This window comes from Cohnella sp. AR92, from assembly GCF_003990975.1.
Lineage (GTDB): Bacteria > Bacillota > Bacilli > Paenibacillales > Paenibacillaceae > Cohnella.
Genome location: NZ_RZJR01000022.1, coordinates 48,235 through 60,426, shown reverse-complemented (window position 1 = coordinate 60,426; position 12,192 = coordinate 48,235). Strand labels below are relative to the sequence as shown.

The 12,192-nt window shown below is 59.4% G+C and carries 8 protein-coding genes and 1 pseudogene; 4 read left to right on the top strand and 5 right to left on the bottom strand.

Annotated elements, in window-relative coordinates:
* Positions 1–65: 65 nt before the first annotated feature.
* The gene (locus tag ELR57_RS26020; protein WP_126962545.1) at positions 66–917 is read right to left on the bottom strand and encodes an NAD-dependent epimerase/dehydratase family protein; all 852 of its coding nucleotides are present in this window, start codon (positions 915–917) and stop codon (positions 66–68) included.
* A gap of 19 nt (positions 918–936) precedes the next feature.
* The gene (locus ELR57_RS26015; RefSeq protein ID WP_126962543.1) at positions 937–2,100 is read right to left on the bottom strand and encodes an MFS transporter; all 1,164 of its coding nucleotides are present in this window, start codon (positions 2,098–2,100) and stop codon (positions 937–939) included.
* Between the two features lie 167 nt (positions 2,101–2,267).
* On the opposite strand from ELR57_RS26015, the gene pdxR reads away from it, so the two are divergent.
* Positions 2,268–3,680, top strand: a complete 1,413-nt coding sequence (gene pdxR / locus ELR57_RS26010) for a MocR-like pyridoxine biosynthesis transcription factor PdxR (protein WP_126962541.1) — start codon at positions 2,268–2,270, stop codon at positions 3,678–3,680.
* Positions 3,681–3,789: 109 nt separating this feature from the next.
* Here pdxR and ELR57_RS26005 read toward each other — a convergent pair whose 3' ends face one another.
* Positions 3,790–4,599 (bottom strand): helix-turn-helix domain-containing protein, encoded by an 810-nt coding sequence (locus ELR57_RS26005; protein ID WP_126962539.1) that lies wholly within the window; start codon positions 4,597–4,599, stop codon positions 3,790–3,792.
* Positions 4,600–4,721: 122 nt separating this feature from the next.
* On the opposite strand from ELR57_RS26005, the gene ELR57_RS26000 reads away from it, so the two are divergent.
* Both ELR57_RS26000 and uraA read left to right on the top strand, forming a co-directional pair.
* The gene (locus ELR57_RS26000) at positions 4,722–6,074 is read left to right on the top strand and encodes a glycoside hydrolase family 30 protein (RefSeq protein WP_126962537.1); all 1,353 of its coding nucleotides are present in this window, start codon (positions 4,722–4,724) and stop codon (positions 6,072–6,074) included.
* 199 nt (positions 6,075–6,273) lie between these two features.
* Complete coding sequence (gene uraA / locus ELR57_RS25995; RefSeq protein WP_126962535.1) at positions 6,274–7,566, top strand: uracil permease; 1,293 nt, start codon at positions 6,274–6,276, stop codon at positions 7,564–7,566.
* Between the two features lie 92 nt (positions 7,567–7,658).
* Here uraA and ELR57_RS25990 read toward each other — a convergent pair whose 3' ends face one another.
* Positions 7,659–9,050 carry an MDR family MFS transporter gene (locus ELR57_RS25990; protein WP_126962533.1) on the bottom strand — a complete coding sequence of 464 codons (1,392 nt, stop codon included), beginning with the start codon at positions 9,048–9,050 and terminating at the stop codon, positions 7,659–7,661.
* A 202-nt stretch (positions 9,051–9,252) separates the two neighbouring features.
* On the opposite strand from ELR57_RS25990, the gene ELR57_RS25985 reads away from it, so the two are divergent.
* Complete coding sequence (locus ELR57_RS25985) at positions 9,253–9,855, top strand: hypothetical protein (RefSeq protein WP_126962531.1); 603 nt, start codon at positions 9,253–9,255, stop codon at positions 9,853–9,855.
* 368 nt (positions 9,856–10,223) lie between these two features.
* Here ELR57_RS25985 and cydC read toward each other — a convergent pair.
* A pseudogene (cydC, locus tag ELR57_RS28750) lies at positions 10,224–12,014 on the bottom strand (thiol reductant ABC exporter subunit CydC); the annotation flags it as partial.
* Positions 12,015–12,192 lie beyond the last annotated feature (178 nt).

Here is a 12,192-nt window from a genome sequence, read left to right as displayed (position 1 = left end):
ACAAGATAGCACGAGCCTTTCCTCGCCACAATAATGCAAAATCTGTCTAGCAAAATATACGATTATTAATCCTGCTCGGAGAATCCCGATCTCCATGTCGGATAGAGCGGCACCCAGCCGTACTCGTTCCGCGCTTTGGCATTCGACGCGCCGCGCTCCCAGCCGTTGCGGCCCATCTGGTAATCCGGTACGCCAGCCTGCACGGCCTCCGCATAAACCGGAAGCCATTCCGTTCCGGACGCAGGCTCGTCATCCACGATATTGACCGGGCCGCTCGGCCAATCGAGCGCCAGCAGAGCCGCGTTCGCCGCATCCTCTACATGCAGGAACGACTGAATTCCATCCGTTGCCGGTAGCCGGCCCTCCCTTGCCGTCCGGGCCATCAGTCCGTTGGCCTCGTACCAAGTTCCGGGTCCGTAGAATAGGCCGTATCGGAGAATGACATGGTTCGGGATCTCGGCTGCGGCCTTCTCGAGAGAGACGACTCCTTCGATCGTCGATCGACGCGGCAAGGGAGCTTGCACATCCAGGGGAACCTCTTCCGTGGCCGGTCGGTCGCCGGGCTCGTAAGCCCAAGCAATGCTCTGTGCGATCATTCGTTTCACCCCTGCCTCCAGTGCGGCGTCTACCAGATAACGAGTGCCATTCGCCCTTATTCGGGCGTTATCTTCAAAGTTCCGATCGCTTAACGAAGTGAGCTGATGGATAACCGCATCCGGCCGCTCGGCCGCCAGAACCGACCGGATCGCCTCTCGGTCGAAGGCATCCGCCACGACCGCTTTCGCTCCGGCAGCGCGAATAAACTCCGTTCGACCGGGATTATGGGTCATGCCGACGACTTCATGCCCTGCCCTAACCAACCGGGGAAGCAGCAAGCGGCCGACCGCTCCCGTGGATCCTGCTACGAATATTTTCATATGCGTCCCTACCCTTCTCTTATAAAGATGTCCCGAAGATCGCCTTCGGTCTGCGCGGCCAAATCCGCCATTGAATGAACATAAGGCCCAATGTAACCCCAATTAACCCGAAGATCGCAAGTCGGAATTCATGGGTCGCATCGTTGATCCAACCGACCAGGAGCGGACCCAAAGCCGCGATCAAGTATCCGACCGACTGCGTCATAGCCGCCCACGAGGCGGCTTCGCGAGGATTCGAAGCGGCTTCAATAGGAAGCATGGTTCCAAGCGCAAACAACATCCCGGAGCTGAAGCCGCATAAAGGAGCGGCCAGCCATGGCAGCGCGGCATACAGGAGGAGTACGAGCCCGATGAGTTGAAGCGAGGAGGAGGCTAGCAGCCAGAACAATCGCGAGGGATACCGCCCCAGAAGCATCTGAAGCACCATTCCGCTCGGAATCTGAACCGCGGAGAACAAAGTCAGCAGCATTCCCGCCTCGAGATTCGAGAAGCCTTCGCTCTCCATTATAGGCGGCAGCCAGCCCAATAACGAATAGAACACGAGAGCCATGAAGCCGAAATGGACCGTCAACAGCCAGGCTTTCTTATTCGTCCACGGCATCTTCGACTCCGGCGAGCGTTCCGTCCCCTCTTCAGGCGAAGCATGGGATGACTCCCTCGCCGCTCTCCCCCATACCGGAATCGCCGCTAAAGCGAGCACCGCCCAGAACGCGAGAGCCGACTGCCACGAGTGCCACGCCGTATCCAGCGGAGCGGACAAGCTGGCCCCTAGCGTAGCTCCCAGCGACAGGGCCATTGCGTACAAGGCGATCATCAGAGGAGTGCTTCGCGCGAAGTGTTTCTTGATGAAGCCAGACAACAGCGGCCCCATTATCGCCACTCCGACTCCCGTAAGCAGAGCCGTAAGGAGCAACAAAGCAGTAGAAGATGCGAACAGGCGCAAGAGAGTGCCTCCGCCGATCAGAACCAATGACCAAGCGATGCTCCGTTCCATGCCCATGAGCCGGCTAAGCCGCACGGATAACGGAGAGAGACAGCCCATGCAGAGCACCGGAATGGCGGTCAGCAAGCTGGCGAGGAAGGCATTCATCCCCAGATCGCTCCGGATTCCCTCAAGCACGGGCGAGATCGAACTGATCGCAGGTCTCAGATTCAGCGACGCCATAAACAGCGCCGCGATCATGAGCCAGTCGGGCTTCTGCGCGCGATTAGGAATCGGATTTCCCCCCCTTTCCTCTTTACATTGACCTTGGTAATTCCCATGGTACCATGTTAAATTGGTATCGTTGAGTACCACTTCGGAGATGTTCTGTGCATACCAATTAGATAGAGGTGAAGGAGGAGAGTTCGATGTCCCAGCCAACGATGCCCCAAGCCGCCAACACGAAAACCAAACAAATCTACATGGTGCTGCGGGAAAAAATTCTGCAAGGAGTCTATGCTCCGGGAGCAAGACTCCCTTCGACCCGGGATCTGGCGGGCGAATTCGGAGTCTCTCGCGCTCTCATCGTGGAAGTGTTCGAGCAGTTGATCGCCGAAGGATACCTGGAAGGGCGCCAAGGCTCCGGCACCTATGTGGTCGACTTAAGGGAGAGCCATCGGGCGTTGGCCCGAATCCATGAATCCGAAGACCTCTGCGCCGACGCTCCTTCCCTTAAAGAGTCGTTCCTCGTACCGAGAATCGATTTTCGCCCAAGCTTCCCGGATTTAAGCCAGATTCCCCGAAGAAAGTGGAAGGACGCCGCTCTCGCCGCCTATGAGAAAGCGAGCTCTTTCGAATTCGGCTATGCGGCGGACCGCGCCGGTTATGCGCCGCTCCGCGCCAACATCTGCCGCCTCCTGCTGCATACCAAGGGAATCTCCTGCCATCCTTCCCAGGTCATCGTAACCGCCGGGGCTACCCAAGCGATCTCCTTGCTGTCCCGCCTGTTATTGAAGCCGGGGGATGCCGTCGCCATCGAAGACCCGACCGCTTCTTTCATACGCCATATTTTCGCATCGTCGGGCGCCGATATCCTCCCCGTTCCCGTAGACGAGCACGGCTTGCGGGTCGACGCCCTGCCTCGCCATCGGAATCCGAAGGCCGTCTTGGTCACGCCGTCGCACCAGTTCCCGTTGGGCAGCATTCTGCCGATCGGGCGGCGCCTGCAGCTTCTGGATTACGCCCACCAAACCGGAAGTTACGTGATCGAAGACGATTACGACAGCGAATTCCGCTATGCCGGAATGCCGGTCCGCGCGCTAAGGGAGCTGGATTCGGAGCGCGTCGTTTATGTCGGAACCTTCAGCAAGAACCTTTTTCCCGCTTTGCGCCTCGGATACATGGTCGTCCCGAATGAACTGCTTGCTCCTCTGCTCGAATGGAAGCGGCTTGCGGATACGCAGAGCCCCATCTTCTCTCAAATGACCCTGTCGAGCTTCATCTCCGAAGGCCATCTGGAGCGTCACGTCGCCCGCATGAAGCGGATTTACAGCAAGAGAAGAAATGTCCTTATCGATGGCCTGTCCCGTCGGTTCGGCAGCCAGGTCCGCCTTTCCGGCGATGCCGCGGGGCTGCATCTGGTCGCGGAATTCTCCGGATGCCGCTTCGACTCCGATACCGTCGCTCGAATGGAGGAGCGCCAGATCCACGTCTATCCCGCCGAGAAGTACGCCATCTCCAAGGGAGGGCTGGAAGATCGGCTCATCATGGGATTCGGCAATGTGGACGAAGCCCGCATCCTGGAGGGGATCGAGGGGATGGCGGAGATTTTGCGCAAATGAAAAAAGCTGCCGGAGGGCAGCACAATCCAATCGTCGGCGACCGGGGGGCGGCTTTGACGCCATTCGAACGATTTTAGGACTAGCCGTCCCCTTCGGGGTACGGCTTCGTTCATTCGTGCGAAGCTGCCCTATGCTTCTTGCGATAAGCGCCCGGAGATAAACCGTAGCGCGCGCGGAACAACCGATGCAGATAGGCATAGCTTCCGAGTCCCGATTCGGCGGCGATCTGCTCCAGGGAGAGCTGGCTGTAAGCGAGCAGGTTCATCGCGTGCGCCAGGCGAATCTGCTGCAGATAAGCGATGATCGAGATGCCGAAGTGCTCCTTGAACAGATGGACGGCCCGGGAGACGCTGAGCTGGGCATCCCTGGCCACGTCCTCGAGCTTGAGCTCTTCGGTGGAGTGGTTCTCGATGAAGCTTCTCATCCTTAACGCGTGCAGAGCGACGGCGGATCTGGCTTCCGGCACCTCCGCGATCGCACGGTCCAGCATCGCCAGCAGCGTTCTCGCCAGCAGCGTGATCAGCTCGGGGTCGCCGCCGCCAAGCCGCCGATGCTCCAGAATCAGCTGCTGCCAGATGGCGTTGATCCGGCCGTCCTCCGCGATGCGCGACTTCGTCGGACGACGACGCTGCTCCCACCACTCGTCCATGCCTTCGCCGAGGCACATGATGAAGTAGTCCCCGCTACCCTTGGCGCCGGCCGGCGTCTCCGTCTCGCCGATCCGCAGCTCATACGGCTCCCCGGGCTTGAACAAGAGCAGATCCCCGGGGACGATCTCCCGCAGCTCCCCTCCGACCAGCGCTCGGCTGACTCCTTCCGCCTGCAGGCGAACGATATAAGTATCGAGTCCGGCCGGGTAGCTCTGTCGGAACTCCAAGTGCCTGGAATAATCGCACAGCTGCACCTCAATCTTCTTCAAGAACGGCCTCCCCTTTCTTACAATGACCAGATCGTTGATATTTTCGACGATATTGTCGCTACAAGACAAGCCTATCTCGCTTCTATAATAAGGTCAATAACGAAGAAAGAAGGGCTGCCACCATGACGGCAAGAAAGATCCGAATCATTCAGACGTCCCAAGCGGGCGACCGCCTGACCGAATTGGCACCGACGGCATTCCGTCCGGATGCGAACGAAGTGGAGAACCAGCTGATCAACGTCTACGACGACATCAGCTACCAAGAGATCATCGGATTCGGCGGCGCCATCACGGAAGCCTCCGCCATCACCGCCTCCATGCTCAGCGAAGAGAACCGCAGCAAGATCATTGAAGCGTACTACGACGCCGAGAAGGGCATCGGCTACTCGCTCGCCCGTACCCATATCAACAGCTGCGACTTCTCTCTCGGCAACTACACCCATGTCGAGGACGAAGACGTAGAGCTCAAGACCTTCAACATCGCGCACGATAAGGAGCACATCATTCCGTATATCAAGCGCGCTGCCGAGACGGCCGGCGACTCGTTCCTGCTCTATGCTTCCCCTTGGAGCCCGCCCGCTTGGATGAAGACGAACGGCCAGATGAACGGCGGCGGCAAGCTCAAGCCGGAATACCGCGACGCTTGGGCGCGTTATTACGTGAAGTTCATCGAGGCGTACGAAGCCGAAGGGCTGCCGATCTGGGGCCTTACGGTGCAGAACGAAGCGAAAGCCGTTCAGATCTGGGATTCCTGCATCTATTCCGCCGAAGAAGAAGCCGCGTTCGTGCGCGATCACCTCGGACCGGAGCTCGAGAGGGCGGGGCTGATGGACCGCATGCACCTCATGGTGTGGGACCACAACAAGGAACGGGTATACGATCGCGCCCGCGCGGCCTTCGAGGACGCGGAAGCGTCCAAGTACATCTGGGGAATCGGCTTCCACTGGTATTCCGGCGACCACTTCGATGCGCTGTCCCTCGTTCACGACCGCTTCCCGGACAAGAAGCTCGTGTTCACCGAAGGCTGCCACGAGGGCGGCGTTCAGCTCGGCTCCTGGAAGAGCGGCGAGCGCTACGCGCACGATATCATCGGCAACCTGAACAACTGGATGTCCGGCTGGACGGACTGGAACATCGTGCTCGACGAGCAGGGCGGACCGAATCACGTCGGGAACTTCTGCGACGCCCCGATCATCGCCGATACGACGACGGACACGCTGACGTTCCAGAGCTCCTACTATTATATCGGGCACTTCAGCAAGTACATTCGTCCGGGCGCGGTGCGCGTCGGTTCGTCCAAGTACACCGAGAAGCTGCAGACGACCGCCTTCCGCAATCCGGACGGCACGATCGCCGTGGTCGTGCTGAACAAGACGGACGAAGAAGTGCCCTATATCCTGCGCAACCGCGAGGAGATCGCGGAGGCGAGCATTCCGGCGCACTCCATTCAAACGGTTCTTTTCCCGGCCAAGTAAACGGCAGGGGGCGCCTGCAAGTCAATGACTTCAGGAGCGCCCCCTTTTCCCCGACCAGCCTGGTACGCGGCGTCCTTACGCCAGCGGTCCAGGCTTGTTTAATTCCAATAGAAAGCGCTTGCCAGATTAACCACGGCTTGGGTATAATCCTCAAGGGTTTATTGTAAAATCATGTCGTCTATTGGAGGATTCCCACAAAGTGAAACGCGTCATTCAAGTCCATGAAAGACCCCCGCTCGGCCAAAGCTTCGTGCTTAGCCTGCAGCATCTGTTCGCGATGTTCGGCTCGACCGTGCTCGTCCCGAACCTGCTCGGAGTCGATCCGTCGATCTGTCTCCTGATGAACGGAATCGGCACGCTGCTCTACCTGCTTATCAGCCGAGGCAAGATTCCCGCTTACCTCGGTTCCAGCTTCGCCTTCCTCACTCCCGTCGGCGCGGTCATCGGCTCGCATGCGGCGCCGGATGCCGGATATGCCGCTGCTCTTGGCGGGTTCGTCGCAGCCGGCGTCGTCTTCACGATCGTAGCTCTTATCGTCCAAGCCGCAGGGACGAACTGGATTCACGTCGTCTTCCCTCCGGCCGCGATGGGCGCCATCGTCGCCGTCATCGGCCTGGAGCTCATTCCGACGGCGGCCAAGATGTCCGGCTGGATCGGCGACAAATCGGCGGGCTGGGCTCCGGATACGAATACGATCATTCTGTCGATCTTCACGCTGCTCGTAACCGTGCTCGGCTCGGTGCTGTTCCGCGGGTTCTTCGGCGTCATCCCGATCCTGATCGGCATCGTGTCCGGCTACGCGCTCGCTTATCTCATGGGAGAGGTTAAGTTCGGTACGGTTGCCGACGCAGGCTGGCTGGACGCTCCTACCTTCACCTTCCCGAGCTTCGAAGCGGCTGCGATCTGGACCATCCTTCCCGCCGCCCTCGTCGTCGTCGTCGAGCACGTCGGCCACTTGGTCGTCACCGGCAATATCGTCGGCAAGGATCTGTCGAAGGATCCCGGCCTGCACCGCTCCATGCTTGGCAACGGCTTGTCCACCATCCTGTCCGGTTTCCTGGGCGCGACGCCGAACACGACTTACGGGGAGAACATCGGCGTGCTCGCCATTACCAAGGTCTACTCCACGTTCGTCATCGGCGGGGCGGCGATTATCGCCATCGTCCTCTCCTTCTTCGGGAAGTTCTCGGCGCTTGTCTCGAACATCCCGGTTCCGGTCATGGGCGGCGTCTCCTTGCTCCTGTTCGGCGTCATCGCGGCTTCCGGCTTCCGGATGCTCGTCGAGTCGAAGGTCGACTACAGCAAGCCGTCCAACCTGTTCCTCACGACGGTCGTTCTCGTGACGGGGCTTAGCGGAGTCAAGATCGAATCCGGCGATTTCACCTTGTCCGGCATGGGACTCGCGACCGTTGTCGCCATCGTGATGAGCCTGCTGTTCAAGCTGTTCGAGATCACGGGGCTGTCGAACGATAAAGAAGCGGAAGGGCACTAATCCGCGTAGAAAAGAAGCGCTCCAAGAAGTTCGCCGACGCGAGCACTTGGAGCGCTTCTTCTTTTGTTTCGTTCCAGGCTGCCTAAGCCGGCTTATGACACTTGGCTGGCCATGACCTTCTTGTGCGGCGGCAGGAAGAGGACCGTCGCCAGATGCGCCGCGGCGATCGCGAGCATAAGCAGGAAGACCGATTGCATGCCGTTCACGAGCCCGTTCGCGGACCCGTCGGACAGAACGTATTGATTGAAGATCGTCCCGAACACCGCCACGCCGATCGTCTGGCCGAGCGAGCGAAGCAGCGAGTTGGTCGACGTCGCGACTCCTCTCGTCTCCCAGCCGACGGACGACTGGATCATGACGGTGGCGGGAGTGGTGCAGAAGCCCATGCCGAAGCCGATGATCGCCATAATGCCGATCCAGAACCAGGAAGGCGAATCCGCGGCCATGGACGCGAGCCAGACCGCTCCGCCCAGAACGACGCTAGCGCCGAAGACGACGCTTGCCTTGATGCCCAAGCGGTACATGTAGCGGCCGACCAGATTGGCGGCCAGCGGCCACCCGAGCGTCATCGACATGACGAGCAAGCCCGATTCCGTCGCCGTGTGTCCCTGCACGGATTGAATCCAGAGCGGCGCGTAGATCGACACGCCCGTGGAGACCGAGAAGCTGAGGAAGCCGCTCAGATTCGAGACGTTCATCACGCGATTCTTGAACAGGAACAGCGGAATCATCGGCTCCTTCACCTTGGATTCGATCCAGAGGAACAAGGCGAGGAACACCAAGCTTACGGCGAAGAGCGACAGGATCTCGACCGAATCCCAGGCATAACGCTCGCCGCCGTTCAGGATCGCATACATCAGCGCGGTGATCGCAATCGTGAACGTCGCCGCTCCCGCGTAATCGATCGCTTTCTTCTGACGGTCGAACTTCTCGTGCAGGAAGGTCATGACGCAGAAGAGCGAGATGACGCCGAGCGGAAGGTTGATGAAGAAGATCCAGCGCCAGGAGACATGGTCGACGAAGTAGCCGCCGACAAGCGGCCCGAACAAGCCGGCGATCGACCAGACGGACGCGAAGACGCCCATCATCTTGCCGCGCTTCTCTCCCGTGAACAGATCGGCGACGATCGTGAAGCAGACGGGATTGAGCGCGCCGGCCCCGATCCCTTGTATAGCGCGAGAGAAGATCAGAGCGGTCATCGAATGAGCGACTCCGCATAAGACCGAACCGACGATAAACAACACGATACCGATCATGAAGACGATTTTCCGCCCGAACAAGTCCGTCAGCTTCCCGAAGATGGGAGTCGTGACGCAGGTCGTCAGCGTGTAGATCGTGAAGACCCAGCTGAACAGGCTCGTTCCCTGCAGATCGGCGATAATCTCCTTGGTCGCGGTGCTGACGACGGTAACATCCAGCGCCCCGATGAAGAGTGCGATAAGAAGCCCGGCGACAACCCACTTGACGTTTGTCTGTTTAGCCATAAGGTTGGGAAGCCTCGTTTCACTATTAGGGATATTCGCCAAAAAGGCGAATGAATGCTCTCCTATTATCGGAAGGACTCCTGTTATTGTCAACCGCGTCCTTGAACGGACCCGCGCCAACTCGATACGCCTTGGGCCGAAAGTACAATCCCGCTCGTCTGCTTCTACATAGATTGGTTAGAAAAGAGAGGTGTCGCCTTCTATGCCTTCCGCGCGCAAGGAAGTTCGGGTATCCCTGGCTCCGCCGGAAATTACTTACTTTAACGAGATCAAGCATTCCGTCGGCGTCGACCCGCTCGTCTCGGTTGGTCCCCTGAGGCAAGTCTCCGGAAGCGAATTCTCCGTCACTCTGACCGTCAAGGGACTGCGGAAAGCAAAAGCTTTGGCTACGCTCCTCGTCCTGAACAAGACCCTCGACAATCTCCGCATCCGCGTTCGCGTGAGGACATCGGACGGACAATCCGTAAGCCCCATCGCCGGAAGCCTGACGCCCTTGCAGATCGCGAAGCTTTATCGTACCGCCTTCCGCTCCAACAAGCTCTTCTGCTTCGTTTCGACGAAGGCGATCTTCGCTAAGATTTACGTTTATCCCGTATTCAAGCTTCGCATCGTTCAATTCCCCAACGACGACCTGTCGGACTTCTACCTCAACTACAACAACGTAGCGGCCTTCGTGTTCCGCGATGTCCTTCGGAATTCGATCAGCCGTACTTCTATTCAGTTCTCTACGGCTCTTAAGAGACGGGGCAGCGGGGTGCAGCGGGGCAAGAGGGGCATGCTGCGGGGAAAAGGGGAAAGGGTGTAAGGGCAGCCCTGTCTTGCCGAGATCGGGTTAGCGATTGTATTCGAATTTTCGAATACATTTCGCTTAAATTAGTTAATTATGGTCATTGTATATGAAATTTCATATATAACTGTGGGGTTTTGGGGGAGGCGGACCATTTGTATATGATTTTTCGAATACAATCTTTGATTTTTCGTTATTTTGCGCCAATTATACTCGAAAAATCGCATATATTCGCAATGAGGACTTGAGTTGAGGATAGGACGCGTATTCGCAATGAGGACTTGAGTTAAGGATAGGACGCTCCTATTTTCATAGGAGATCGAAAAGAGGAGTTGTTCCCTCGGTCGAAAAGACCGTCCGGAACAACTCCTCTTTATTGTTATCGCTCAAGCCCCCGCGCCGTGATGCTGCAGGGCTTCCAGCCAATTCTGCTCGCATTCCAGCTGCCAGAGGCGATAGTAGTAGCCCTTCCGGCGAAGCAGCTCGTGATGGCTGCCCCTCTCGACGATCGAGCCCTCGCGCAGCACGACGATCTCGTCCATGCGGTCGAGGCCGGTCAGGCGATGGGTGACCCAGAGCATCGCTTTGTCCGCGAGGACGCCGTCCAGGTTGCGGAGGAACGCGCGCTCGGTCAGCGGATCGAGCCCCGTCGCCGGCTCGTCGAACAGAATGGCCGGCGTCCGGAGGATCAGCGCCCGAGCCAGGGCAAGCCGCTGCCGTTCTCCTCCGGACAGGCGCGAGCCCCATTCGCCGATGACGGTGTCGAAGCCGTCCGGCAAGCGATCCAGCGTCTCTTCGAGCAGGGCCAATCGGGCAGCCTCGCGCACCTCGCCTTCCGTCGCTTCGGGACGTCCCAGCTTGATGTTGGCGGCCGCGGCGGCGTTGAACAGCTGAACGTTCTGCGAGACGACCGCGAACGAAGCATGGATTTCTTCCTCGGACATTCCCCTAAGCTCCTTGCCGTTCAGCCGAATGGACCCCGTCTCGTAAGGGCGTTCTCCGAGCAGCAGCCGGAGAAGCGTGCTCTTGCCGGAGCCGCTCTCGCCGACGACGGCGATTCGCTTGCCTTGGCGCAGCGACAGCGTCAGGCCGCGGAGCGCTTCGGGTTCGCCTTCGCTATAGCGGAAGCGCAGGCCCTCGATCCGAGCCTCCCACGCTTGGCCGACGACAGGAGCAGCGGCGTCCGTCTGGATACGCTGCTCCGGCATTCGATCAGAAACAGGCTTCCCAGCCGAAGAGCGACCTGCTTCTTGATCCGCCAGCTGGAACAACCGCTCCGCCGAGGCAAGCGTCTCGCCAAGCTGCTGGAAGGCTGCCGGAAGCGGAGTGATCGCCTCGAAGCAAGCGAGCGCCATCATCGCCAGCGCCGGGATCGCCACCGGATCGATCCGGCCCTCTCCGGCTAGATACGTCGAGACGAAGAGCACTAGCGCCATCGCGAGATGCGCGGCTGCCAGCATGCTTCCTCCCGTGTAGGAGCTGATCCTCAGATGTTCTCTCTGAAGCTTAGCCAGCCGGCCTTGCATCTCTTCCAGCTTGGCAAGCCGTTCCCCCGTGCGCCCGAATACGGCCAGCTCTCTTAACCCTTGAAGCAGCTCCGCGGAGTCGGCATAGAGACTGGCTCTCGCCTTCACCAGCGCAGCTCCGTGCTTCTTGCCGCGAAGGGAACCCAGCCAAGGGATGCCGATCCCGGCGAGGAGCATCATGCCGAGCAGAAGCAGAGCGAGGCGCAGGTCGTGCGCCGCCATGACGACGAAGCCGAGAGCTCCCGTCAGGACGGCAATGAGCGGCGGAGCCAGCACCTTCAGATATAAGTTCTGCAGCTGTTCGATGTCGGACACCATCGCTCCGAGCACGTCTCCGCTTCTTCTTCGCTCCAGCAGCCCTTCTCCCTTCGGTTCAAGGCGCTCGTACAGCCATACCCGGATGCGATGGAGAATGCGGAAGGTCAGATCGTGGGAGACCAGGCGTTCGACATAGCGCATCACGCCCCGCGAGATGCCGAAGAAGCGAACCCCGACAATCGGGACCCACAGCAGCAGCACCGTCTCGGGACGAAGCGCCGCCTTGGCGATCAAGTAGCCGGATGTGCCCATGAGTCCGATATTGGCGGCGATCGTCAGGAACCCAAGGAGCGCGGCGAAAGCGACTCGCCACTTGTAAGGCTTAACGAACTGCAGCACATGCTTCAAGGTATCGAACGAAGCTGCGGAGACCGAGGCGGGAGCGGGAGCTGAAGCGAGAACGGCCGACTCCGCGCCGAAAGCGGCTGGAGCCGGAGCTCCCTTCGCCTCGCAAACCTCCGGCGTCGGCTCTGCTCCCCAAGCCTTCCTCGCAGCGGCGGCTTCCTTCTCG

Bases quoted from the DNA above. Each gene is read 5' to 3' on its own strand.
- ELR57_RS26020 (WP_126962545.1), bottom strand. From the start codon at position 917: ATGAAAATATTCGTAGCAGGATCCACGGGAGCGGTCGGCCGCTTGCTG.
- ELR57_RS26015 (WP_126962543.1), bottom strand. From the start codon at position 2,100: ATGATCGCGGCGCTGTTTATGGCGTCGCTGAATCTGAGACCTGCGATC.
- pdxR (WP_126962541.1), top strand. From the start codon at position 2,268: ATGTCCCAGCCAACGATGCCCCAAGCCGCCAACACGAAAACCAAACAA.
- ELR57_RS26000 (WP_126962537.1), top strand. From the start codon at position 4,722: ATGACGGCAAGAAAGATCCGAATCATTCAGACGTCCCAAGCGGGCGAC.
- ELR57_RS25990 (WP_126962533.1), bottom strand. From the start codon at position 9,050: ATGGCTAAACAGACAAACGTCAAGTGGGTTGTCGCCGGGCTTCTTATC.
- ELR57_RS25985 (WP_126962531.1), top strand. From the start codon at position 9,253: ATGCCTTCCGCGCGCAAGGAAGTTCGGGTATCCCTGGCTCCGCCGGAA.